The organism is Tellurirhabdus bombi, from assembly GCF_021484805.1.
Taxonomy (GTDB): Bacteria; Bacteroidota; Bacteroidia; order Cytophagales; family Spirosomataceae; genus Tellurirhabdus; species Tellurirhabdus bombi.
This window is the reverse complement of sequence record NZ_CP090557.1, coordinates 948,413-970,930: the sequence shown is the minus strand read 5'-3', so window position 1 is coordinate 970,930 and position 22,518 is coordinate 948,413. Positions and strand designations below refer to the sequence as shown.

General features: G+C 50.4%; 24 protein-coding genes. 10 read left to right on the top strand and 14 right to left on the bottom strand.

Going from position 1 to position 22,518, the window contains the following annotated elements; genetic code table 11:
* Positions 1–2 precede the first annotated feature (2 nt).
* From L0Y31_RS04175 to L0Y31_RS04160, 4 genes are read right to left on the bottom strand one after another with little or no spacing between them, the layout of a single operon-like run.
* Entirely contained in the window at positions 3–974 is a 972-nt protein-coding gene (locus L0Y31_RS04175; RefSeq protein ID WP_234735879.1) for an aldo/keto reductase, read from the bottom strand.
* Positions 975–992: 18 nt separating this feature from the next.
* A complete protein-coding gene (locus tag L0Y31_RS04170) occupies positions 993–1,892 on the bottom strand; it encodes a carbon-nitrogen hydrolase family protein (RefSeq protein WP_234735878.1) in 900 nt (299 codons plus the stop codon).
* A 12-nt stretch (positions 1,893–1,904) separates the two neighbouring features.
* Positions 1,905–2,504: a GNAT family N-acetyltransferase gene (locus L0Y31_RS04165; RefSeq protein WP_234735877.1), complete on the bottom strand. Its 600-nt coding sequence runs from the start codon at positions 2,502–2,504 to the stop codon at positions 1,905–1,907.
* A 7-nt stretch (positions 2,505–2,511) separates the two neighbouring features.
* On the bottom strand, positions 2,512–2,913 hold the full coding sequence (locus L0Y31_RS04160; RefSeq protein WP_234735876.1) for a nuclear transport factor 2 family protein: 402 nt from the start codon (positions 2,911–2,913) through the stop codon (positions 2,512–2,514).
* 84 nt (positions 2,914–2,997) lie between these two features.
* Here L0Y31_RS04160 and L0Y31_RS04155 point away from each other — a divergent pair, with 84 nt between their 5' ends.
* A complete protein-coding gene (locus L0Y31_RS04155) occupies positions 2,998–3,303 on the top strand; it encodes a putative quinol monooxygenase (RefSeq protein ID WP_234735875.1) in 306 nt (101 codons plus the stop codon).
* 206 nt (positions 3,304–3,509) lie between these two features.
* A complete protein-coding gene (locus L0Y31_RS04150) occupies positions 3,510–4,835 on the top strand; it encodes a DEAD/DEAH box helicase (RefSeq protein WP_234735874.1) in 1,326 nt (441 codons plus the stop codon).
* A gap of 31 nt (positions 4,836–4,866) precedes the next feature.
* Here L0Y31_RS04150 and L0Y31_RS04145 read toward each other — a convergent pair whose 3' ends face one another.
* The 9 genes from L0Y31_RS04145 to L0Y31_RS04105 form a co-directional block, all read right to left on the bottom strand.
* On the bottom strand, positions 4,867–5,442 hold the full coding sequence (locus L0Y31_RS04145) for a DinB family protein (protein ID WP_234735873.1): 576 nt from the start codon (positions 5,440–5,442) through the stop codon (positions 4,867–4,869).
* A gap of 84 nt (positions 5,443–5,526) precedes the next feature.
* Positions 5,527–6,120 carry a Crp/Fnr family transcriptional regulator gene (locus tag L0Y31_RS04140; protein ID WP_234735872.1) on the bottom strand — a complete coding sequence of 198 codons (594 nt, stop codon included), beginning with the start codon at positions 6,118–6,120 and terminating at the stop codon, positions 5,527–5,529.
* A gap of 57 nt (positions 6,121–6,177) precedes the next feature.
* A complete protein-coding gene (locus tag L0Y31_RS04135; protein WP_234735871.1) occupies positions 6,178–6,771 on the bottom strand; it encodes a Crp/Fnr family transcriptional regulator in 594 nt (197 codons plus the stop codon).
* 119 nt (positions 6,772–6,890) lie between these two features.
* On the bottom strand, positions 6,891–7,973 hold the full coding sequence (gene xrtN, locus L0Y31_RS04130) for an exosortase N (RefSeq protein WP_234735870.1): 1,083 nt from the start codon (positions 7,971–7,973) through the stop codon (positions 6,891–6,893).
* Positions 7,960–10,617 (bottom strand): XrtN system VIT domain-containing protein, encoded by a 2,658-nt coding sequence (locus L0Y31_RS04125; protein WP_234735869.1) that lies wholly within the window; start codon positions 10,615–10,617, stop codon positions 7,960–7,962. The genes xrtN and L0Y31_RS04125 overlap by 14 nt, the downstream gene beginning before the upstream one ends.
* A gap of 114 nt (positions 10,618–10,731) precedes the next feature.
* Positions 10,732–11,031 carry a winged helix-turn-helix domain-containing protein gene (locus L0Y31_RS04120; protein WP_234735868.1) on the bottom strand — a complete coding sequence of 100 codons (300 nt, stop codon included), beginning with the start codon at positions 11,029–11,031 and terminating at the stop codon, positions 10,732–10,734.
* A gap of 72 nt (positions 11,032–11,103) precedes the next feature.
* Positions 11,104–11,781: a hypothetical protein gene (locus tag L0Y31_RS04115; protein ID WP_234735867.1), complete on the bottom strand. Its 678-nt coding sequence runs from the start codon at positions 11,779–11,781 to the stop codon at positions 11,104–11,106.
* Between the two features lie 7 nt (positions 11,782–11,788).
* On the bottom strand, positions 11,789–12,181 hold the full coding sequence (locus tag L0Y31_RS04110) for a diacylglycerol kinase family protein (protein ID WP_234735866.1): 393 nt from the start codon (positions 12,179–12,181) through the stop codon (positions 11,789–11,791).
* Positions 12,165–12,836 (bottom strand): DUF1361 domain-containing protein, encoded by a 672-nt coding sequence (locus L0Y31_RS04105; protein ID WP_234735865.1) that lies wholly within the window; start codon positions 12,834–12,836, stop codon positions 12,165–12,167. Before L0Y31_RS04105 ends, L0Y31_RS04110 begins: the two co-directional genes overlap by 17 nt.
* A 165-nt stretch (positions 12,837–13,001) precedes the next feature.
* Between L0Y31_RS04105 and mazG the strand changes: the two genes are divergently transcribed.
* The 5 genes from mazG to L0Y31_RS04080 all read left to right on the top strand — a co-directional run bounded on the left by mazG (position 13,002) and on the right by L0Y31_RS04080 (position 18,040).
* Complete coding sequence (gene mazG / locus L0Y31_RS04100) at positions 13,002–13,844, top strand: nucleoside triphosphate pyrophosphohydrolase (protein ID WP_234735864.1); 843 nt, start codon at positions 13,002–13,004, stop codon at positions 13,842–13,844.
* A 111-nt stretch (positions 13,845–13,955) separates the two neighbouring features.
* Positions 13,956–15,071, top strand: coding sequence for a hypothetical protein (locus tag L0Y31_RS04095; RefSeq protein ID WP_234735863.1), 1,116 nt, complete (start codon positions 13,956–13,958; stop codon positions 15,069–15,071).
* A 53-nt stretch (positions 15,072–15,124) separates the two neighbouring features.
* Positions 15,125–16,900 (top strand): single-stranded-DNA-specific exonuclease RecJ, encoded by a 1,776-nt coding sequence (gene recJ / locus L0Y31_RS04090; RefSeq protein ID WP_234735862.1) that lies wholly within the window; start codon positions 15,125–15,127, stop codon positions 16,898–16,900.
* 11 nt (positions 16,901–16,911) lie between these two features.
* Positions 16,912–17,643 carry an LPS export ABC transporter ATP-binding protein gene (gene lptB / locus L0Y31_RS04085; protein WP_234735861.1) on the top strand — a complete coding sequence of 244 codons (732 nt, stop codon included), beginning with the start codon at positions 16,912–16,914 and terminating at the stop codon, positions 17,641–17,643.
* Positions 17,644–17,677: 34 nt separating this feature from the next.
* Positions 17,678–18,040: a cupin domain-containing protein gene (locus L0Y31_RS04080; protein ID WP_234735860.1), complete on the top strand. Its 363-nt coding sequence runs from the start codon at positions 17,678–17,680 to the stop codon at positions 18,038–18,040.
* 11 nt (positions 18,041–18,051) lie between these two features.
* Here the strand turns inward: L0Y31_RS04080 and recO are convergent, their stop codons facing one another.
* Entirely contained in the window at positions 18,052–18,744 is a 693-nt protein-coding gene (gene recO, locus L0Y31_RS04075) for a DNA repair protein RecO (RefSeq protein WP_234735859.1), read from the bottom strand.
* A gap of 104 nt (positions 18,745–18,848) precedes the next feature.
* Between recO and L0Y31_RS04070 the strand changes: the two genes are divergently transcribed.
* The 3 genes from L0Y31_RS04070 (at position 18,849) to L0Y31_RS04060 (ending at position 22,503) form a co-directional block, all read left to right on the top strand.
* The gene (locus L0Y31_RS04070; RefSeq protein WP_234735858.1) at positions 18,849–19,709 is read left to right on the top strand and encodes a fumarylacetoacetate hydrolase family protein; all 861 of its coding nucleotides are present in this window, start codon (positions 18,849–18,851) and stop codon (positions 19,707–19,709) included.
* Between the two features lie 76 nt (positions 19,710–19,785).
* Positions 19,786–21,318, top strand: coding sequence for an aldehyde dehydrogenase (NADP(+)) (locus L0Y31_RS04065; RefSeq protein WP_234735857.1), 1,533 nt, complete (start codon positions 19,786–19,788; stop codon positions 21,316–21,318).
* Positions 21,319–21,669: 351 nt separating this feature from the next.
* Positions 21,670–22,503, top strand: a complete 834-nt coding sequence (locus L0Y31_RS04060) for an SdiA-regulated domain-containing protein (RefSeq protein WP_234735856.1) — start codon at positions 21,670–21,672, stop codon at positions 22,501–22,503.
* Positions 22,504–22,518 lie beyond the last annotated feature (15 nt).

The following is a 22,518-nucleotide window of genomic DNA, read 5'->3' as shown; positions in this document are numbered from 1 at the left end:
ATCTATTGGCTCCATTCGGTGGGCGTGCGGTCCCAGCGGTGGCCTTTCAACTCGGCAAGTAATTCTGCCGGAAGGTTCTTTCCGTCGCTGCTGGCCATGTTGGCTTCCACGTTCCGAAGCTTACGCATCCCCGGAATCGTCGTCGAAACATCGTCATTTTGTAGAATAAAACGCAGGGCCATTTCGGGCAAAGTCATTCCTTCGGGGACAAGCGGCTTCAGGGCATCGGCACGGTCAACGCTGGCATTTAGATTTTGCGGAACAAAATACGTCGAGCGCCAGTCATCAGCCGGGAAGGTGGTTTCTTTCGTGAGCGTACCGGTCAGGGTGCCTTCGTCAAAAGGAACGCGGGCAATGACGCCTAGATTCAGTTCGCGGCAAAGCGGAAACAGGTTGTCTTCCGGCGCTTGATCGAAAATGTTGTAAATAACTTGCACCGCATCAATCAGGCCCGTACGCAGCGTTTGCAGCGCATTATTGGGCTCCCAGCGGTTAATGCTGATTCCCCACGCCTGCACTTTGCCTTCCTTGGTGAGCTTCTGAATGGCTTCTTTCCACTCATCCTGCTCCGACCAGCTATCTTCCCAAACGTGAAACTGCTGCAAATCGATGGTTTCAGTACCCAGGTTTTTCAGGCTCTTTTCGGTGTATTCCACGATGTAGTCAGCCGGGAAAACGTCTTTAAGCGCATAGTCGGGCTTGGAAGGCCACTTCCGGTTTTTAGGTGGAATTTTGGTAGCTACGTACAGGCGCTTGTCGCTGTAGCGTTTCAGCAAACCAGCCAGAATTTGTTCGCTGAGGCCTTCGGCATAGGCCCAGGCCGTATCGTAGAAATTACAACCCAGTTCGACCGAGCGGTCGAGGGCCTGATCAACTTCCTGCCGTTCAGAACCGGTCCAGCCAGCCAGGCCCCACATGCCGTAGCCAATTTCACTTACTTGCCAGCCTGTGCGGCCAAAGGTGCGGTATTGCATAATTAGTTAAGGGTATTGTTAAAGAGTTATTTTCGTTATATCAACCTGATCGGTCAAAAAAGCCGTCTGCAACCGCTGATGATCCTTGAAATTAAACACCTGGCCATCGGCCCGAACGGCCTCAATCAGTGCAAAATCAAGGCTTTCGAAGAGCCACCCGGGCTGCTGCGGATGCATGGTTTTAAGAATTCCTTCTTCTGGTAGTCCTTTATCCGGTGTGCTGTAAAAAGCCGCAAATCCGTAGTTAACATCAACCGCTGGCGACCAGAGAGCGTTCCCAACCGTTTGAGAAACAACCGAAAAAGCCTGATTTTCCAGCGCCCGGGCCCGAGCGCCGACGTGAACACGCGTGGCACCCCGAATGGTTTCCGTGCAGCTTGGCGCCAGAATGAGCGAAGCCCCCGCCGCACTCAGCAACTGCGAACCCAGACCAAATTCCACATCGTAACAGATCTGGATGCCAAAAGCGCCCCACGAAGCCTCAAAAAGGCTCAGTTTTTTGGGCGCGCTGTGGATGCCCCACTCTTCGTCCTCAAAGCGCGTCATGAAGAATTTATCCTGGTAGCCGACCAGGCCTTTGGGCGAAAAAACGTAAGCGCGGTTATGAACCTGCCCTTTTTCGACAACGGGCAGGCTAGGCGCTACAATCACCACCTGATGCTGTTGGGCAAGGTCAGAAAAAACAGTGCAAAAATCGGCCCGCACGTTTTCCAGCTCAATGACCTGTTGGCGAATATTCTCCCTGATTTCCTTCGGAAAAATACTAACCAGCTCCATCGCTCCGTATTCCGGGAAAAGCAAAAGCTGGGCGTTTTGCTGGGCTGCTTCGGCTACCCACCGTTCCGTATGACGGCGCCAGGAATCGAAGCTGCTGTGCTCCGTAATGGGGTATTGGGCGGCGGCTATCGTTACATTCATGAAATCAACTATTTATAAATTCCGCATCCAGTAAATCATGGTCTTTGGCGTAGAAACCGCCTCGCCAAGATCCGGCCAGTGCATTGAACTCGTCAGCGAAGGCTGTTTCTGATAACCTCGCTTCGTCCAGAAAACGTCGTTTGGCCGGTAGTCTGCTGGCTTGGCCAGATGATTTTCAGGTCGGTCTACAGAGCAAAAACAAGCCTTTTGGTAGGTCTGAAAGCTGCGTGCGTGGGCTTCCCGTTCGTCGAAAAAGCGATGTCCCAGACCCAGACCCCGAAAAGGCGGCAATAAAATACTTTCGCCAAAATAGAAAATGGTATCCAGATCAAAATCGGCCTCCACAAACGGCTGACGTACCTCGGCTGTTTCGTCGCTGAGCGGAATGCAGGTCGTTGCACCAACCATCTTTTCACCTGCGTAAACAGCAAATAAAAAAGAACGATCGGCGGCGGTGTACGTTTTCAGGTAGTCTTTTTCGTAGTCCAGACTTCCTTCGTAGAGGTAGGGATAATCGCGAAAGACCGCCATGCGCAACGCCGCCAGCTCGTCGAAAACCGTTTCAATTTCCGGGCCGCGCCTGGTTACAAAAGAAAGTTGTTCTGAAGCCATGAAGTGCTTATTCCGAAACGAGTTTAATCCAGAGCGGCAGGTTGTAATAAGTAGTTACCCGGCTGATTTTTCCTTCTTTTACTTCCAGAAGAGCGGCTGCCGGCAGCACGTAGGTTTGGTTGTGGGCGGGCGGTAGACCTTCTTCGGCTTTTTTGTAAATGCCGTTCACCACAAATTCGGCGGCAATTCGCGTATCCGTTGGCTCGCTAAGCAACACCATGTCCGTCAGCGTTTCTTCGTACGATTCGTCCATGTGCTGCAAAAATTCGGTAAACTTTTCGATGCCGATGCGTACGTCGCCCTGGTTCGCTTCGTGGCGTACGTCAGGATGCAACAGCGATAACATGCCGTTCCAATCTTTTTGATTAAAATAGTTGTAATACTGCTGTACCGTTTCTAATGCCGTCATTTGTAAAAAGGATTATCAATTTGTGGTAAAAGTAAGACAGAACGCGTTCCTGCTTTGCCCCTTAGCCTCTAACTCCAGAAAATTATGTTGGTTCGAATTGTCCGAATGAGTTTTCAGGAAGACCAGATAACGGCTTTCCTGGCTATTTTTAACGCATCCAAACCTAAGATTCGTTCCTTTCCCGGCTGTCGTCACCTGGAGCTTCTCCGCGATCTTGACCAGCCCCATTGTTTTGTAACCTATAGCCATTGGGAAACGCCCGAGGCGCTGGACGCTTACCGGCAATCCGACTTGTTTAGAACAACGTGGGCGGCCACAAAAAAGCTGTTTTCGGCGCGGGCAACGGCCTTTTCGGTGGAAAAATTGGAAGAGGTCATTATCGAAAATTGAGCGTTCGTTTTGATTTTAAGTGCATTATAATTAGTTGAAATTGGTTTTTACAGAGAATGAATTGTCTGGGGGCGGACAAAGAGCAAAAAGTGAACGAGTCTGAACAGAAAGGTGTTCTACCCCCAGCAAGCCCATACACAGCGGGCTTTTTTACTACGAAACGACTGACTAAACCAAAGCTCAGGCGTTTCTGAAACGCCAATTGAATGTTATTTGAAGATTTGAATCTTATTGAGCCGATCTTAAAGGCTCTGGAAACAGAAGGATACACGAAGCCTACCCCCATTCAGGAAAAGTCCATTCCCCTTGTTTTAGATCGTAAAGACTTATTAGGATGCGCCCAGACGGGTACCGGTAAAACCGCCGCCTTTGCCATCCCCATTATCCAACTTTTGCACGACGAAAACCGGAACCCGAAAGCGTTTCGGCATGTCAAGTGCTTGATTCTGACGCCAACGCGTGAATTAGCCATTCAGATTGGCGAAAGCTTCGCGGCGTACGGGCGTAATACAACCCTTCGGCACGCCGTTATTTTTGGTGGGGTATCGCAACACAGCCAGGTCGCTGCTCTGAAAAGTGGCGTTGATATTCTGATTGCTACGCCGGGCCGGTTGCTGGACTTAATGAACCAGCGCTACGTGGACCTTCGTCAGTTGACGATGTTTGTTCTTGATGAAGCCGACCGGATGCTTGACATGGGCTTTATCAACGACGTGCGGAAAGTTATTGCCGTGTTGCCGCCTAAACGCCAGACGCTGTTTTTCTCGGCAACCATGCCCGCAGAAGTCGCCAAACTGGCCGATACCATTCTGCGGAATCCGGCGAAAGTGGAAGTAACCCCGGTTTCATCGACTGCCCAGACGGTGCAGCAGGGCGTTTACTACGTGGATCGTCCCGACAAGAAAAATTTGCTGATTCACATTCTGAAAGATGAAAGTATCGAATCAGCGCTGGTTTTCACCCGAACCAAGCACGGTGCCGATAACGTGGTTAAGATTTTGACCAAAGCAAACGTTAAAGCCGAAGCCATTCACGGGAATAAGTCGCAAAATGCACGGCAACGCGCGTTGACGAACTTTAAAACTCGCCAGACACGTGTACTCGTTGCGACTGACATTGCGGCGCGTGGAATCGATGTCGAAGAACTAACGCACGTAATCAACTACGAACTTCCCAACATTCCCGAAACGTACGTGCACCGCATTGGTCGGACGGGTCGGGCCGGGGCGAGTGGCATTGCGCTGTCGTTCTGCGATGCGGAAGAAAAAGAATTTTTGCGGGATATTAACAAACTCATCGCGAAGGCAATTCCGGTGGTAACGGATCATCCTTATCCATTAATTGGAGCTGGAACACCGCCAGAACCACGTCGGGACCGTCGCCAGCAAGGCCAGCGGCAAGAGGGTCGTCAGCCGAGAAACGCGGCGGGTGGACCCCCCAAAGACCGGCGGCAGGGTGGCGGTGGCGCTAACGCGAACAACCGCCGCCGTCCATCGGTAGCGAGTTCGCGCGAGGGACGCAACGAGCGGTAAGAAAATTCCTGATGAATAAAGAAGCGGTTGGTTATGCCTTGACTAGGGTTTGGCCAACCGCTTTTTGTGCTTGTAAGAGGTGCCGCTGTTCGTGGGCGACCAGAAAACGCAGGGCATCTCCCAATTTGATCGTAATAAAGCGCGCAATCGAAATAGGTATTTTGGGCTGACTTAGGCTGACGTGTTCGGCCCGGCGCAATAGGCTCAGCAGTTGGCGTTGCTGCGCTAGAAATTCGGTTAGCACCCGCTTGGCGGATAAGTTGGGCGAAGGAATGTGGATTTTAGCGGCCTTGGCTTTATTTCCGATAGAGCCGTCGGACTTCGGGCGCATCATGTTGACAAAGTAGTTTCCCAGCCAGCCGCTTCGGAAAACAGGCGTTGGGGCCAGGGATTGCTTTTCGGCCCGCTCGATGTGTTGTTCGAACAAAGGCAGGTAATAGCGACCGTAAGTATTCAAATGCTCCAGACACTCCACCACGCTCCATTGGCCGGGGGCGTTCGACTGCACCAACTGAGCTTCACTAAGGTGAAAAAATTCTTGTTCTACCGCCTGGATAATGGTACGGGTTTCATCGGCTAGTTGATGAAGCAGGATAAGGCTATTCATGTGTGGCATGGGTATTTTCTTTCGTTTCTACAAACCTACAACGGCACCTCCGCAACAATCTTGGTCTACACCAACATTTTCAGTCTATAACTTCACGGAAGACAGAAGTTTACTAAACGTCGTGGGGTCTAGACCTAAGTATGAAGCAAGGTATTTATGCGGAATTAATTGCAAAACGTGCGGACTCCGGTTGAGCAACACCCGAAATTTTTCTTCGGCGCTGTAGGTCAGCAGTTCAATGTACCGTTCCATGAGGCCCGAAAGACCATAAGCAGTGGCAATGCGTCCCCAGCGTTCCAGATCAGGATATTGGGCGGTCAAACGCGAAAAATCGGTATAGGACAGTCGAAGCAACCGGCTGGCGGTCAGGGTTTCGAGGTAATACCGCGAAGGGCGCTGTAACTGAAACGAATCGGCAATACCCGAAAAAGAGCCCGCATACGAAAAAATCAAGGTAGCCTCCCGCTGGCCTTGATGCAAAGCATAGGCGCGTTGTACCCCATCAAGCACAAAATAAACATACCGCTCTACCTCACCCGCTGCCGTCAGAATTTCTTTCCGTTTGTAAGCAACGGGCTGCCAGCACTCCGAAAAATCATTCCACGCCTGCTCCGGGAGTGGCTGCCAGTTGAAAATGACTTGTCGGAGCTTTTCTTTATCGGCCAGAAGCGAGTTCATAACAGAAAGTGCGCGGGTGAAAATGAAACGAGAGCGACATTCTGTCAAATTTACTGACTAGACCCGAACCGTGGCTAATAGCTTACTAAAAGTTGTGGGATAAAGGCCAATATACGACGCTAAATACTTGTGCGGGACCTGATGCAACACGTGCGGATTGCGCGTGAGCAGCACCCGAAATTTGTCCTCGGCACTGCGCGTCATCAGTTCCATATGCCATTCCATGAGTCCGGAAAGCGTTCGGGCGGTGGCAATGCGCCCCCAACGTTCGAGCGACGGGTGCAGGGCACTCAGACGGGCAAAGTCGGAGTAAGCCAGGCGAAGCAGACGGCTGGGCGTTACGGTTTCAAGGTAATAGCGGGAAGGTTGTTGCAACTGAAACGAATCGGCAATACCCGAAAAAGAACCCTCAGACGTAAAAAGGAGCGTCGTTTCGCGCTGGCCCTCGTTGAGCGAATAGGCACGCTGCACGCCATCAAGCACAAAATACAGGTATCGCTCCGTTTCACCGGCTTCTGTCAGAATGGCTTTTCGTTTGTAGGTCACGGGTTGCCAGCAGGTAAAAAAATCATTCCAGACCTCTTCCGATAGAAGTTGCCAGCCAAATATGGCTTTTTTTAGTGCTTCTTTTTCTGTGTGTAATGTTTTCATAATGTTAGTGAATGTGTGAATGAGAGATTGAGTGAATGAGCGAATAACTAGTCAGTTCTCAGCATATTGAGCCTACGGATAGTTTAATTTAATTTTTCGCAACTACTTAGATTTGTGAGCTAAGGCTGTGGCCTGAACGTGCGCCACTCGTCGAGGACTTCCGGCATAACCGACGGATTTTCGACGGTTACGTTAATCAAAACGGAAGGTCGATTATCGCGGATCATTTGCCAGCGGGTTTCTAACTGGCTGGTTGTTAGTGTCAATCCATCGGTAAACCACCAGGCTGTATGCATTCGATTTTTTCCGTGCCGCAGGGTTCCGGCGTAAATCGAATGACTGGCCAGCTGTCGTTCCTGAACAAAAGCAAATTCATACCCACTGCCCCGCCAGCAATTGTACGGGCTGTGTTCAAGGGTCCACGGGGTAGCGATAGGCTTGGCGTAAACGAGCACACCGGGTTTGCTGTATTGGACAAAACCATTTTGAAGGTATTTCTGGGTATAGCCCCGCATGGATGGCAAAAGCCCTGCTTCCATAGCTTCTTTCTTGGGGCTTAGTGCAAATCCGGCCAGACATAAACCACATAACGCAATCGGAGCCATGAGCCATTTTTTTGTGGCAGGCCGCTCGGCAATAGGTCGGGAAAAGCACCGATACAGCACCGCAATACTCCAATTCAGCGGCAAAGCCACGTAAAGGAGCCAGCAGCTCAATCCAACTACATCGTGCAGTGGATTATCAGGCAAGACGTGAAACAGCACCAAGGCTAAAATCCGGACGAGGTTAGCAGCGATGGTAAACGTAACCAAACCCAGAAAAGCCAGCAGCAAGCCCGGCGCTGTCAGGCGGCGTTTTGTCTGATTTTCGGTATGAATAATCAGAAACAGGCCAGCCAGTAAAGACAAGCCGGTCATCTGCACGCCCATGCAGGCCGGATCTACGGAAAAATCGGTCCCGTTAAACCGAATGATATTTCCGTAAACCTGGGCGTTGGCTCCGCCCAGGCACAGAATATGGCCAGCCCACCGACTCAGTTCCAGCCGAATGGGAAAGCTAAACAGGGCTGCCGCCCAGCGTAGCATTGGCGAAGTGACCACCAGGGCAGCCAGCATCCCGACCCAGCGCTGCCGGGCCGGTGTAAGCAGGACGTAAGCGGCCAGGGCCAAACCCAGCCAGAAGGTTAGATCAGTTGCTGGCATGGGTGCGGCGGGCGGCTTTTTGTCGGATGGTGTAAAGAACCCAAAGTGCGGCCACCACCAGCAGGGCCCATTCGTGCGGTTCGGGCACGGCACCTTCGTTTTTCAGGGTTGCGTTGCCCAGCCCGTCCGGCTGGCGTTTGATGCCAAAGCGGTCGTAGTCTTTCTGGGTTTCCAACACCACTAAACTGGACAGCGGCGAGACTACGTTGGCTTGCTGCGCTTCTGCAATCAGGGGAGGCGTGAGAAAAGAGCGGTTAAAGTACTGGCGACCAATCTGGTGCAAAAGATGATTGTAGGCAAACAGCCGAAGCAAATGATCGGGGGCAACGGAAGCCTGTTGGGAAGATGCAGCAGAAGCAGTTTTTCGGCGAATCAAAACGCCTGATTTTTCCAGATAGATTGTGTTATCCGTATTTCTGTTCGGGCTGAAACGCTTAATTTTCAATTGGTCAACCAACTGATTGACGGAGCCGTATTCGGTTCGCAATACGTGCAATTCGCTTAAGGTTTTGACCAGTGCAGATGGCTCTGCCGACAGGCAAAAGGTACGGAGCGGGGCGCGGTCAGCGGCGGATTTACCCAACTGATCGGCAAATGAACTGGTGGCTAAATCGTCTAACTGAGGTCCTGGCTGACTGGCTTTCGTGAGGAGCACGCTTTCTTCGGGAGCCGGTATCTGGTAGACAGGAAATAAACTGAACCGTTGTTTACGCAATTGCTCAATAAGCGCCTCCTGGTTCTCAGCGGTCAGAAGTCGCAAACCTTCGTCATATACCCAAACGGGTCGGTTGTTCGCACCTTGGAGAACTTTTTTGATTTCGTCAGCCGTCCACGATTCGTTTATGTCCAGGTAGAGCGCTTTGGGATCAAAAGCTTCGTTTTGGTACTGAATTGGCTCAATCTGGTAGGTGCTGTTGGCAAACGTAAAACCAGCCGTCTTAAGCGGAGGGGCCGCCATGCTGATTTCCCAGTACGGCTGGTAATCCGTGTGTTTGGTATACTGATTAGTACGAGGCTGATCGTCAAATAGGCTTGGTTGAAGAAACTTAGGAAGTAGTAAATCAGTAGGTTGCTGCGTAAAATCGAGGCGCACGGTTTCAGTAGCATCGGTTCCGTTTGGCCCATCAAACAAGGGGTTTTCGTAGATAAGCCGATCACTCTGGTACGTCAGCGGACTGGTAATGCCAATCTTAAACTGGCGCATTCCACGCGGCGGGCAAGGGAACACGCGCACGGTAATGCGGTTGCCTTCCTGCCAGCGCACCAGCGATGGGTCGCGGACTACCTGTCTTGACTCTACGCCAACAATCGTGTGATATGCCGTGTCGGCTTTGGCCTGCGTAGTCAGCGCGCCCCTTTCTTCCCGGCCATTTACCCACAGGGATAAAGACGTTACAACCGATCCGGCGGGCAAATAAAACGTATAGATCGCCTCCTGCGGGGAGCGCCACTGGGACTGTTCATTATTCTGGATTTGGATGGTTTTTTCGGTATAAGCCAGTCGGTATTCCGGGTAAATTCGCACCTGAGACAGGACATTGCTGGTTTGCAGGGTTTGCCCCGACCACAGCCGCTCTTCCAGTTGGTGGCGGGCATCGTAGAGAATATTAAGCAGCTTAGTGGTTTCCGTACCTGATAAGGTGGTGGGCGGAATAAAGCGGGAAGCGATAATAACAAATGGATCGTGCTGCTTTACCTCAAGACCTCTACTGAATACGTCCCAGCTCAGGCGTGGATTTGCCTGATCGTAGAAACTGCCCGTTTTAAGCAGGCGTTCGGTCACCCAATCGGGCTGAAGTTGCTGACCCAGTAAGGCCCAGGCGGGCAATTCATCATCGCGGCGGGCCTGTATCTCATTGAGCGTAAACTTGATTTTTGTATTGACCTGATGCCAGCGCACGAGAAAATAACCTGTTAGAAGCAGCGGTAACAAAGAACCCAGCAGGAGGGCGGGGCGGTAGTGCTCGTTCTCCCGCCAGCCCTTGCGCAAGAAGGAAAAAAGATCGATCGTAATGAAAAGCGGAATGTAGGCATGAATTGAAACGCCCAGGAGCAGCGAACCCAGAATACCCACCATATAAGTTGTGGTCAAATAAATGGCTTGGTAAGCAAAAAGCCACCAGGCGGCGGCAAGGCCAAAGAGAACCACTTGCTGACCCCGGACCGAGAAATAATCGATCCAGGTGGAAGCAATAAAAAGGGCTGAAGCGAGAACCAACGCTATAGAAAACCAGGTAACCGCCTCCTGAAAAATGTGCATCTCCCGATTCAGAGCAAAGCAGCTCATTAGAAAAAGCACCCATAACAACAGGCGCAGGGGGCGGCCTTCCTGCCTGCGTTTACCAACCAGATACCCTTTGGACAACAGTGACAAGCCATAGAAAGCAGCGGCCGCATAGTGAAGAAAAAAGATCTCCATGTGTAAAGAGGACGCCGTTTGGAGGGCGTAATACGTATAGGCGCCATGGATAAGGGCCATGATTACGACCAGGAAAAAACCAGTGCGAAACAGGGGCTCTTTAAAAGGCCGCAGCCAGCTCGGTGTCTGGTCGGTTAACTGAAACAAGCCTGCTGCGGGCGGAACAGAGCCCTTAGGGCTGGTAGATGCCGAACTGGATGTAAGGTTAGTTAGAAAATTATCCATATTGAAAGTACTTTGTTTTTCAAAGTAAATAAGCAAAATAAAACAGACAGGTATAGTTCTGGGCAAAGAGCACCGGTAAAGGCCGGTAGGCATAGCCATAAACAAATCAGTTAACTAGATCGACCCTTTCAGAAAATCCTCCAGTGCATTCAGGTGGTCGGTGAATGCTTTTTTTCCTTCGTCCGTAGCCGAGTATGTAGTATTCGGCTTACGGCCAACAAATTGCTTCTGAACATTAAGGTATTTTTGCTCTTCCAGCGCGCGTAGGTGCGTAGCCAGGTTGCCATCAGTGAGGGTAAGTAATTCTTTGAGCGTATTAAAACTCAGGGAATCGTTTACCATCAGCACCGACATAATACCTAGCCGAGCCTTGCTTTCAAAAGCCTTATTAAATCCTATCAAAAACTCCCGCATAGATCATTGCTCACGCGCAACTGACTTACCAGCAGCTACTTGCTGCGGTGTGTGCCGCAAATGCGCCGTGATTTAGAGCGATTTATCGTATTTGTAATACATGACTGTTCCGTAAACGATGTGCAAAAGGCCAAAGCCAATTGCCCACGTCAGGAGCGTATACCCAGACAGAAATAAAGCCAGCAGGCCCAGCGCAATTTCGGATAAGCCCAGGTATTCTACGTCACGAACCGTGTATTTGCTGCCATTGAACAGGGCCAGCCCGTAGAAAATCAGGGTTGACGGAAAGACCAGCCAAATCAGGTTGTAGTGAATCAGCGATAAGCAGAGAATGCCGCCCGCCACCAGCGGCACTGCCATTGCCCAGAGCAACCGCCGTGACGTTGGATTCCAGACGCTCATGCCTTGCCGCCGGGCCTTTCGGACCGTGAAAAAAATACCCGCTGCTAAAGCCGCTATTAACACCAGCACACCATCCAGGACAACAAACTGTACGGCTTCGTACCGTTCTGCACCGGTCATGGTGCCTACATGCTGGTAGAGGTCATCGCTGCTCAGAACAGAGGGCTGATTATAAGCCGCTAGCAAATCATCTTTTTGAAAGCGAACGTAAGCGGCCCCCGCCCCAATTAGCGCAATAATCCCTGCCGAAACGCCCGATAAACCACTCAACGAAAAAAATTTCGAGGAGCGTTCCATCAGGCTCCGAATTTCGGTTAACGTCTCTAAATGTTCGCGCGACATGAACAAGCGTAAATTAATGAATAAGCAAATGAGTGATTAAGAACCAAAGTTTTTCTCCCAGAATCAGGAGGCCGACCACAACCGCAACCAGAACGACGAGCAGCACGGCCCCCGCCGAAATATCTTTTACTGCTTTAATCTGCGGGTGGTAGTCCGGCGATGCCACATCGGCCAGCTTTTCCACCGCCGTATTGAACGCTTCTGCCATCCAGACCAACCCGATCTGGGTGAGAATAATTGCCCATTCTGCCCGGGTTAAATCCAGCCAAAAGCTGATAAACACCACGGCAAAAGCCGCCAATAAATGAATTTTAGCGTTGTTTTCGTAGCGAAAGAGCGCGTGTATACCCGCAAAGGCGAACCGAAAACTGCGCAGATTTTTTCGAATATCAATCCAGGGATTCATGCGTATGGCGTTGAACATACTCTACGAAACCAACATAAAGTACCACCAACGCAAAGGTATACGAAAGGGTCAACTTCAGGGCAACAGGATCTCGAAAACTAGTTATAATGGCCGTCGTTAGCGCGAGCGGATCAGTCACTAAATCCCAGCTGTTCCACCGGCCATAACGCCCTAGATAAATCCCGAAACTTGTCAGCACCAGACAAGCCAGCATGGCCAGCCAGGTCAGGCGGCGTCCGAAGCGTTCGTTCAGCAAGCGATGGACGAGTAATTGGGAGTATAAACCAGCCAGCAAGCCTGTCAGCGCGAAAAGAAAAATCATCATGGTGTCAAACCACAGCGTTTGCTCGCTCACAGACCGGACGTGAAAAAGATCCGTGATGATGTACGGCGCGTTGGGCAAAAACAGCAGCCAACCCGCAAGCCCCGCCCAAAGTGCGCCCGCCGGGAGCCAGCCTCGCTCGGATGCCTGCCGCATGGCCAAAACTAACATAAGAGGAATCCAGGCTAGGAACAGATTCCAGCTTAGTAATTTAAAATAGAAATCCTGGGTGAGCAAGCAGCGGGCGACTAACATCGTCATACTCATGCCCGAAAGCAGCAGGAGGAACCGCAAGCCTTCGCCGGAGCGTTTGGAAGCTACAAGTGTATTCATGATAAAGTACTTTGTATTGCAAAGTAAACAGAAAATAAATGGCCTTGTCAAGCGATCGTTAAATTTTAGTCAAAAAATTTAGGTAACTAACATAATCACAACTTCTGGTCTCCGAAGAAGCAAAGGCTTCCTGCCTCTTCGTAACTTTGTAGAAAATCACTTTGGATGGATACGACCCTGAAACAACAGATAGAGCAGATGCCCGCGCGGCGGCAGGAACAACTGCTGGCTTTTGATCGCCTGCTGACCATTATGGATGAATTGCGTGAGCAATGCCCCTGGGATCGGAAACAGACGATGGATAGTCTGCGCCATTTAACCATTGAAGAAACCTACGAGCTTTCGGACGCCATTCTGGAAGGCAACCTGACCGAAGTTCGGAAAGAACTGGGTGATATTTTGCTCCATCTGGTTTTCTACGCCCGGATCGGCTCCGAGCCTGCTACTGATCCAGCGGTGCGGTTTGATATTGCCGACGTTCTGAACGGCATTTGTGAGAAGCTGATTCGCCGACACCCGCATATCTACGCCGATACCAAGGCAGAGACGGAAGAACAGGTGAAACAAAACTGGGAGCAGCTCAAACTAAAAGAAGGCAACAAGTCGGTTTTAGGTGGGGTGCCGGGTTCGCTGCCCGCTCTGGTGAAAGCGATGCGCATTCAGGAGAAGGCGCGTGGAGCCGGTTTCGACTGGGAGGAGAAGGAACAGGTATGGGAAAAGGTTGAGGAGGAGATGCAGGAATTTAAGCAGGAATTCAACGTCGATACGGGCGAGGCAATCGACCAGAACCGGGCGGAAAAAGAATTTGGCGATGTGCTGTTTTCACTGGTTAACTACGCCCGATTTATTGATATCAACCCAGAAACCGCTTTGGAGCGCACCAATAAAAAATTCATCAAGCGTTTTCAGTACCTGGAAGAGCAGGCGCGGCAGGCCGGTAAGCAATTGAAAGACATGACGCTGGAAGAGATGGAGGTGTATTGGCAGGAAGCGAAGCAGTTTACTTAAACGACTAAATTTTGGGAGGCTAGTAACCTATGAAAAAAAGATAAGCGGTACTGTTGACTTTCAGAAAGCGTAAACGTCATAGCTGTTAAATATTCTCATAATTAACGGCTTATGCGATTTCTTCTATCTAGTCTTCTGTTTCTGATATTGGCCGTTACGCAACGGCTGGTTGCTCAAACGCCTTTTTCGGTGCGTTGGTCTTTCGAAGGAAGCCTATCCGGCGCTTCTTCCGTACCAGAGGTAACGCCCGGTAATCCGAGTTTCGTGGGCGTAAATGTTCCATCTCCGCTGGCTATTCCACCACCCGCCGGCCCAAGCGGATTGGGAATTAACTTGCAGCATTGGTCGACATCGCCAACCTGCAACAATACCAATGAGTTTGCTGAATTTACGATTAACGCCAGTGATAAAGTAACGCTTCAGCAATTCTCCTTTTTCTTTTCCAAGTCGTCAAGTGGCCCCACGCAGCTCAGCGTTCGCTCGAGCGTGGATGGCTTTAACGCGGTGGTTTTCCAGCAGGCGGTTACTGATGGCTACCAACAGGCCGTTATTCCCCTGAGTGGCGCAAGCTACACGGAGGTGACGGGACCCATTACGTTTCGGATTTCGGCTTGTTTACCCGCTTCTACCGGCGGTGTATTGCGCCTGGACGAAGTCGCTTTTACAGGCGTTGTCGCGGCGGTTTTGCCGGTTCGACTGACCTACATTCGTGCTAAAAGTACAGATAATGCGATTGATCTAAATTGGGAAACGGCCTGGGAACAAAACACTGATTACTTCGCGGTAGAACGGAGTATGGATGGAGAGGTATTCCATAAAATCGGTACGGTTGCAGCGGCTGGCACCACCGACCAGCGTCAAACCTACTCGTTCCGCGACTCGGCACCTGCTTTAAGCATTAATTATTACCGACTTCAGCAGGTGGACAAAGACGGTCGTACGGAGTTGTCAAAGATGGTAGCAGCGCAGATTGCGAACGACGTGCCGTCTCTGGAAATAATGCAAAATCCGGTTGAAGGGCCAATAATTCGGTTACGGTTAAGAAATTTACCGGCGGAATCGCTAACGCTAACGACCATGACCGGATTGCCGGTTAGTATTGAAACTTACTCGGAGGCAAATGATGTTGTCAGGCTGACCGTAAAGCAACCGCTCCGTGCGGGCTTGTATGTGTTACAGGCCAAAAAAGGACTTATGCAACTTGGCCGTAAAGTGATGGTAAGGTGAGTTTTATTGCGCTCCCTTTCTGTCATTTTTCAGTTTTTCGTTTATTTTGCAGTATGACTGAGAAGCGCTGGATTCACCGACCATTACCGACGACGATTGAGGAGCTAGGGGCTGTTGAAGACCTGACGCGTCAGCTAAATATTAACCCTTTTCTGGCCACCTTACTGGTCCAGCGGGGCGTTTATAATTTCGACGAAGCAAAGACTTTTTTTCGGCCCGAACTGGCCCATCTGCACGATCCATTCCTGATGCAGGATATGGAAAAAGCCGTTGAACGCTTGCAAATGGCCATTGTCCGGAACGAAAAAATTCTGGTTTACGGCGACTATGATGTAGACGGAACCACATCGGTTACCCTGTTTTACGGCTTCCTGAAAACGATCTACAAGAATCTGGATTATTACATTCCCGATCGTTATAAAGAAGGCTATGGCATTTCCTCTCAAGGAATTGAATGGGCCGCTGAAAATGGTTTCTCGCTGATTGTCAGCCTTGACTGTGGGATTAAATCAGTAGACAAGGTAGACGAAGCGTGGGCCAAAGGAATTGATTTCATTATTTGCGATCACCACCGCCCCGGTGCAGAACTGCCCAAAGCCTGCGCTGTTCTGGATCCTAAACGGGAAGATTGCCAATACCCTTACAAAGAGTTAACGGGTTGCGGCGTTGGCTTTAAGCTCCTGCAAGCCTATTGCCTGTTCAAAAGTATTCCGCTGGAGCGGCTTTTTGCGTATCTGGATTTAGTAGTGGTTAGCATTGCATCCGATATTGTGCCAATAACCGGCGAAAACCGCGTGCTGGCTTATTACGGCCTGAAGCGGCTTAACGCATCGCCTTGCGCTGGTCTGCGGGCTTTGGTTCAGATCGCGGGTATTAAAGACGAACTGGAAATTATGAATGTCGTGTTTGGAATTGGTCCGCGCATCAACGCTGCCGGACGCATCAAGCACGCAAAAGCCGCTGTCCAGTTGCTGCTAGCCGAAACAGACGAACAGGCCACCGATTTTGCTTTTGAAATAAACGAGCACAACAATAGCCGCCGTCAGTACGATTCCAACATCACGGAAGAAGCACTGGCGATGATCCAGGCTAATGAGCTGCTGGCGAATGCAAAGAGCACGGTATTATTCAATAAGACCTGGCACAAAGGGGTCATTGGCATTGTGGCTTCGCGTTGCATTGAGCGCTTTCACCGGCCCACCATCATCTTGACGGAGTCACACAACAAGGCTTCCGGTTCGGCGCGGTCGGTGCCTGGTTTCGATGTTTACGAAGCCATTGAAGAGTGCGCTGATCTGCTGGAACAATTTGGGGGCCATACGTTTGCGGCGGGCCTAACGCTGAAGATTGAAAACGTGCCTTTGTTTCAACAGCGATTTGAAGAAGTTGTGAGCCGACGCATTCGGGAAGAGCAACTGATTCCAATGGTCGAAATTGACTTGCCGCTGGATTTCAGCGCGATCGACCTGAAATTCTACAAAATCCTGAAGCAGATGGCTCCTTTCGGGCCAAACAATCTAACGCCGGTATTCTCAACGGATGAGGTTTATCTGGTCGGTAGTCCGTACATTATGAAGGAGAAACACCTGAAACTGAATGTGCGCCACCATTCTTCGTCCCAGACTTTTACGGCTATTGGATTTAATATGGCCCATCACGCGTTGTTCCTTAATCGGGATCAGCCGTTTTCAATTTGTTACCAGATTGAGCTAAACAATTACAACGGACAGACATCGTTACAACTGTACCTGAAAGATCTTAAAACAGCGATTAGTGACCCGAAGCCAGTAGCTGACTACCAGCAAAAGGCTGGCCTTCCTGTTCATTGATACCGCTTCTTATGATACTACGAACTGAAAATTTAATCAAAAAATATGGCTCCCGGCTGGTAAATGACAACGTGTCGTATCAGGTTGAACAGGGGGAAATTGTAGGTTTGCTAGGTCCGAACGGAGCTGGTAAAACCACATCGTTTTACATGGCGGTAGGGCTGATAAAGCCGAACAGCGGCAAGGTTTACATCGACACGACGGACGTAACCGATCTGCCCATGTACAAGCGTGCGCGCCTTGGTGTGGGTTATCTGGCGCAGGAGGCGTCGGTTTTTCGGGATTTGTCGGTAGAGGAGAACGTACTTGCCGTGCTGGAAATGACCGATTTGTCGCGGCAGCATCGGAAAGAAAAAATGGAAGAACTCCTCGAAGAATTTAGCCTGACTCACGTTCGGAAGAACTTGGGCAAGGTTTTGTCTGGGGGGGAGCGGCGACGGACGGAAATTGCCCGGGCGTTGGCCGTTGATCCAAAATTTATTCTGCTTGATGAGCCTTTTGCCGGGGTAGATCCCATTGCGGTGGAAGATATCCAAAGCATTGTGGCGAAGCTGAAGCATAAAAATATCGGAATCTTGATTACCGACCACAACGTAAACGAAACGCTTTCCATCACTGACCGGGCGTACCTGTTGTTTGAAGGTAAAATTCTAAAGCAAGGCTCTGCCGAAGATCTGGCCAATGACGAACAGGTTCGGCGGGTTTACCTCGGTCAGAATTTTGAACTGAAGCGTAAAATCTGAAAGTCTCGTCTCCCGCGGGGTTATTTATATCGATATGCCTACCTTAATTGAGCAACCATCTGTTATTGAAGCGGCGGGCAATAAGCCTAAACGCATTGAAGAATACGCAGGTCGCGTAAATAGCCAGCATTCAGCGGTTAGCGTGGCCCGCATGGTGTCGCCGGAAGGGTGGGAGGAACCCGGCCAGCGTCCGGAGTTTGAAGAAATAACCGTTGTGCTAAAAGGGCTGGTGCGGGTGGAATACGAAGGAGGAATAATGGACGTGCGTGCTGGACAGGCCGTTGTAACTCATCCTGGCGAATGGGTGCGCTACAGTAGCCCTGAAGCAGGCGGTGCCGAATACATGGCCATTTGCCTGCCCGCTTTTTCGCCGGGAACCGTACACCGCGATAGCTAGGTTTGTCCCCATTACCCCAAAACCTCCCGCAGCACCGAAAGCGATTTAATTTCGCCGATCCCATCAATATGGATGCCGTAAAAAGCCACTATAGCATCCAGTAATTCATTCCGAATCGCCCGGGTAATTTTAACCGGACTCCCAATGGGCTGCCGCAGAAAGGCGTTCAAAGCCGTTTCGGTATCCTGATCGGGCAGAAAAGGATAGTTGTTTTCTCGTAATTGGTCTTCAAACTCTTTGGCATTCGACGGAACAAAGCCGAGGTAAGCGGCCAGTTTGAGCAGAAAAACAATATGGAAATTCTCATAATCCGTCTGGGCCTGTTCTAGGAAAAGAATGGTTGTTTCCAGAAAGTGGAACAAGGCCGGATTGCTGGCTTCTTCTTTTAATGTCTTGGTTAGCATCTCGCTGACAAAGAGCGCCATGCTGGATTTTGCTACCTCAAACGGAATGTGCTGGAATGGATAGTTGGTCTTCACTTCCGAGAGCCGATGCAAATCGCGATCTGGTTTGTAGTAAACCACCATATCTAGCAGCGTCAGGGGCTGAAACAGGGCAATCCGGTTCGATTTACTCTTCGACGACCGGACACTATTGACCAGATAACTTTGTAAGCCAAATTCTTCAGTATACACGCGGACAATGATGGACGTTTCGCGGTAACGGATATAGCTCAAAACAATACCTCGGGTTTTATGCAGCATTTTAGTAAGAAGCAAAGCAGTCAGATAGCAAAGTAACAAAGTGCGCAATAGAAATAATCATTTTGTTACTTTGCTGCCAAATTGAACCTTTCCACCTCTAGTTCATGAAACTCTACCGAACCCGAAAAGGCATTATTGTTGAGCACGATCCCGGACAAAATTCCGGATCGGAGCGCTATTACCGAGCTCCCAGCGACGATTGGGATTATTTGGTCAACCAGGATGGGTTGTACGAATTTCTGCAACGCGAAGTGCTGTCGACGCGGGCGGCTGACGAATATGCCGAGTGGATTCAGACCGATTTGCTGGCTCCGATTGGTCAACAGGAAATCTGGGCGTCGGGTGTAACCTACCTGCGCAGCCGGGAAGCCCGAATTGAGGAGTCCAAGGATGCGGGGGGAGGCGACTTTTACGCCAGGGTGTATGATGCGGATCGACCGGAGCTTTTTTTTAAATCGACTGCCGCCCGGGCCGTTGGGTCGGGTGGTGCCGTTCGGATTCGCAAAGATTCACAATGGAACGTACCTGAGCCTGAATTGACGCTTTTTATTACCTCAAGCGGCAAAATTGTTGGGTATACGGTTGGGAATGACATGAGTTCTCGGGATATTGAAGGCGAAAATCCGTTGTACTTACCCCAGGCAAAAACCTACGACGGAAGTGCTGCCATTGGGCCTTGCCTTTATGTACCAGAGAAGCCGCTGTCGCCGGAAACTAAGATTCGGATCGAGATTCAACGGGTTGAAAAACAGGTTTTTGGTGATGAGATAGCCATCAACCGCATGAAGCGGAAGCACGATGAATTAGCTTCTTTTCTGTACCGTGAGTGCACCTTTCCGTACGGTTGTTACCTGATGACCGGAACCGGAATTGTGCCGCCGGATGACTTTACGTTAGCCGTGGGCGACGAAGTTTCGATAACTATTGAGGGAATCGGAACGTTGATTAATCGAGTTGAACGTTAAAAATAAAAGACATAAGTAGGGCACCTCAAACGGGCTTGCCCCTGGCACTTCGCTTGTGTCGTTGTCTGTGAACATTATGCAAAATACCTTCCAAGCAATTAATCCCGCCACCGGCGAAACGTTAGTCGGGGATTTCTACGAGTCTAGTACAGAAGAAGTTAATCAGGCCTGTGTCCAGGCGGCTAAAGCCTTCAAGACCTATCGCAAACTATCGGGTGCCGACAAAGCGGCCTTTCTGGAACGCATTGCCGACGAAATTGTAGCCTTGGGCGACGAACTTTTGGAGCGTGCACACCTCGAAACGGGCCTGCCTTTGCCGCGCCTGACGGGTGAGCGGGGCCGGACCGTTGGGCAATTGCGGCTTTTTGCGGAGTATGTCCGTGAAGGATCGTGGGTAGATGCCCGCATTGATCCGGCTCTTCCCGAACGCCAGCCGCTGCCTCGGGTGGATCTGCGTCAGATGCTGATTCCATTGGGACCCGTGGGTATATTCGGAGCGAGTAATTTTCCGTTGGCGTTTTCGGTTGCTGGTGGAGATACGGCGTCGGCCTTGGCCTCGGGCTGTACGGTGGTTGTCAAGGCACACCCTGCTCACCCAGGCACGTCTGATTTGGTCGGGAAAGCGATTCGCAAAGCGGTCGAAGCCAGCGGTTTGCCCGAAGGCGTTTTTCAATTGGTAGGTGGTCGTGGCATCGACGTAGGCATGGCCATTGTGCAGCATCCAGCCATCAAAGCCATTGGTTTTACCGGCTCTTTCCGGGGCGGGAAAGCCATCTATGACGCGGCTGTTCGGCGAATTGAGCCTATTCCTGTTTATGCAGAAATGGGCAGCACGAACCCGGTTTTCTTTTTGCCGCAAATACTGAAAGAAAAAGGGCTGAGTCTGGCGCAGTCGTACGTGGATTCAGTGACGCTGGGAGCCGGTCAATTCTGCACCAACCCCGGTATTGCCGTAATTAAGCAATCCGACGGTGGCGATGCGTTTATCAGCCAGGCGCGTCTGGCCATAAAAAACACGAAACCGGTTCCGATGCTGACGCAGGGCATTTTCCAGGCGTACAGCAGCGGTGTTGAGAAATTGAACGGCGTTTCGCGAGTGATTGTCGCAGGAACTTCAGAGACGTTGGTTGATGGCTTTTCGCACGGAACGCCTACGCTTTTATCCACTACGGCTGATGTCTTCATCGAAAGCCCGGATCTGGAGGATGAAGTGTTCGGGCCGAGTAGCCTGATGGTCGTTGCCGATACGCGGGACGAAATGCTTAAAGTAGCTACGAATCTGGAAGGTCACCTGACCGCTACGGTTTACGGAACGCCGGAAGAACTGGAAGAATACGCCGATTTGCTGGAAATTCTGGAGCAGAAAGTAGGGCGGTTGATTATCAATGGTTTCCCAACGGGCGTGGAAGTGAGCCATGCCATGACCCACGGGGGGCCTTTCCCGGCCACGACCGATTCGCGAAGCACGTCGGTAGGAACCAACGCGATCCGGCGGTTTGCCCGGCCCGTGTGTTACCAGAACTTTCCAGAAGCGCTTCTGCCCGATGAACTCAAGGCGGGTAATCCGCTGGGAATCTGGCGTCTATGGGATGGCAAAATGGCGCAATAAAATCAAAAGGGCCATCACGAGTAGTGATGGCCCTTTTGATTTTATTGCGATAAACGGAAAATCGAAGCTGATAACGAGCTGAAAAACAAAACCCTAACCAGAGGCTAGGGCTGTCATATTTACTCAACGTTATGAAAAACTTAACACAAAAATAAATGAAATAACTTTTCCTTCACAATACTTGCCGCTAAATGGCTGTCATTTATAGGTTGTCAACCTTTTGAAAGTGAATAACTTTCGGACTAATGTTTTGTCTGAATAGAGCAAAAGTGGCCCATTTTGACGTATATACGTTGCTGAGCATGATTCTTGCAAAATATTCTATCTATTTTACGGCACTAAATAAATTATATGAATAAATGGATTTTTGCCTTAGCCTGTCTTTGGTTAACGAGCTGCAATACGAAAAAAGCGGATCAGGTCGCTGAGAATAACCCACCTGTCGTGCTAGAAAAAGTGCCCTATTCACTAGACGCGCCTACAGAAACCTATACGCTACCCAAAGAACTGGCCGAGATCTCGGGCTTATCCTGGTACAAAAAAAATAAGCTGCTTTGTATTCAGGATGAAGAGGCCGAAGCGTTTGTGTTCGATTTGGCCAAAAAGAAAGTGACAGAGTCGTATGGTTTTGGTGGGTACGGCGACTACGAGGGAATTGAGTACGTTGATGGCCAAATCTATGCCTTGAAAAGCAATGGCGACTTATTTCGCTTCAAGCCTGGCAGTAAAGAAATTGGACGTACACCCACTGATTTGCCCGGAAAAATAGAATTTGAGGGCTTGGGCTATGAGCCTAAGTCTGGCCGTTTGTTGCTGGCCGTGAAGGAGAGTGAGCGCAAAAACGAGAAGGTTGTTTACTCGTTTCACATCAAAGACCAATACATGCTAAAGGAAATAGTGCTGAAAAATGAGCAATTGGAAGAAGCGGGCATTACACCAAAATCATTCAAACCGTCGGGAATTGCGGTGCACCCGCAATCAGGGGATGTTTACTGGCTAACCTCAACGGGAAAACGCGTGCTGATTACGGATCGGAAAGGCCGCATCAAAGCTTCTGCGCCACTGGACGAGAAATTGCTGCCCCAGCCGGAAGGAATCTGTTTTTCGCCCGAAGGCGATTTGTACATTGCGACCGAAGCGGGGAGTAAAAAAGAGAAAGGAAAAATACTGAAATTCGCGCGCTGAAAAACGCCAAAAAGC

Excerpts from the sequence above, each read along its gene's own strand:
- L0Y31_RS04080 (WP_234735860.1), top strand. The coding sequence starts at position 17,678 with ATGCCTACCTTAATTGAGCAACCATCTGTTATTGAAGCGGCGGGCAAT.
- lptB (WP_234735861.1), top strand. The coding sequence starts at position 16,912 with ATGATACTACGAACTGAAAATTTAATCAAAAAATATGGCTCCCGGCTG.
- L0Y31_RS04140 (WP_234735872.1), bottom strand. The coding sequence starts at position 6,120 with ATGAACTCGCTTCTGGCCGATAAAGAAAAGCTCCGACAAGTCATTTTC.
- L0Y31_RS04145 (WP_234735873.1), bottom strand. The coding sequence starts at position 5,442 with ATGAATAGCCTTATCCTGCTTCATCAACTAGCCGATGAAACCCGTACC.
- L0Y31_RS04165 (WP_234735877.1), bottom strand. The coding sequence starts at position 2,504 with ATGGCTTCAGAACAACTTTCTTTTGTAACCAGGCGCGGCCCGGAAATT.
- L0Y31_RS04170 (WP_234735878.1), bottom strand. The coding sequence starts at position 1,892 with ATGAATGTAACGATAGCCGCCGCCCAATACCCCATTACGGAGCACAGC.
- L0Y31_RS04070 (WP_234735858.1), top strand. The coding sequence starts at position 18,849 with ATGAAACTCTACCGAACCCGAAAAGGCATTATTGTTGAGCACGATCCC.
- L0Y31_RS04155 (WP_234735875.1), top strand. The coding sequence starts at position 2,998 with ATGTTGGTTCGAATTGTCCGAATGAGTTTTCAGGAAGACCAGATAACG.
- L0Y31_RS04150 (WP_234735874.1), top strand. The coding sequence starts at position 3,510 with ATGTTATTTGAAGATTTGAATCTTATTGAGCCGATCTTAAAGGCTCTG.
- recJ (WP_234735862.1), top strand. The coding sequence starts at position 15,125 with ATGACTGAGAAGCGCTGGATTCACCGACCATTACCGACGACGATTGAG.
- L0Y31_RS04175 (WP_234735879.1), bottom strand. The coding sequence starts at position 974 with ATGCAATACCGCACCTTTGGCCGCACAGGCTGGCAAGTAAGTGAAATT.
- L0Y31_RS04160 (WP_234735876.1), bottom strand. The coding sequence starts at position 2,913 with ATGACGGCATTAGAAACGGTACAGCAGTATTACAACTATTTTAATCAA.
- L0Y31_RS04125 (WP_234735869.1), bottom strand. The coding sequence starts at position 10,617 with ATGGATAATTTTCTAACTAACCTTACATCCAGTTCGGCATCTACCAGC.
- recO (WP_234735859.1), bottom strand. The coding sequence starts at position 18,744 with ATGCTGCATAAAACCCGAGGTATTGTTTTGAGCTATATCCGTTACCGC.
- L0Y31_RS04060 (WP_234735856.1), top strand. The coding sequence starts at position 21,670 with ATGAATAAATGGATTTTTGCCTTAGCCTGTCTTTGGTTAACGAGCTGC.
- L0Y31_RS04120 (WP_234735868.1), bottom strand. The coding sequence starts at position 11,031 with ATGCGGGAGTTTTTGATAGGATTTAATAAGGCTTTTGAAAGCAAGGCT.
- mazG (WP_234735864.1), top strand. The coding sequence starts at position 13,002 with ATGGATACGACCCTGAAACAACAGATAGAGCAGATGCCCGCGCGGCGG.
- L0Y31_RS04105 (WP_234735865.1), bottom strand. The coding sequence starts at position 12,836 with ATGAATACACTTGTAGCTTCCAAACGCTCCGGCGAAGGCTTGCGGTTC.
- L0Y31_RS04095 (WP_234735863.1), top strand. The coding sequence starts at position 13,956 with ATGCGATTTCTTCTATCTAGTCTTCTGTTTCTGATATTGGCCGTTACG.
- xrtN (WP_234735870.1), bottom strand. The coding sequence starts at position 7,973 with ATGCCAGCAACTGATCTAACCTTCTGGCTGGGTTTGGCCCTGGCCGCT.
- L0Y31_RS04135 (WP_234735871.1), bottom strand. The coding sequence starts at position 6,771 with ATGAAAACATTACACACAGAAAAAGAAGCACTAAAAAAAGCCATATTT.
- L0Y31_RS04065 (WP_234735857.1), top strand. The coding sequence starts at position 19,786 with ATGCAAAATACCTTCCAAGCAATTAATCCCGCCACCGGCGAAACGTTA.
- L0Y31_RS04110 (WP_234735866.1), bottom strand. The coding sequence starts at position 12,181 with ATGAATCCCTGGATTGATATTCGAAAAAATCTGCGCAGTTTTCGGTTC.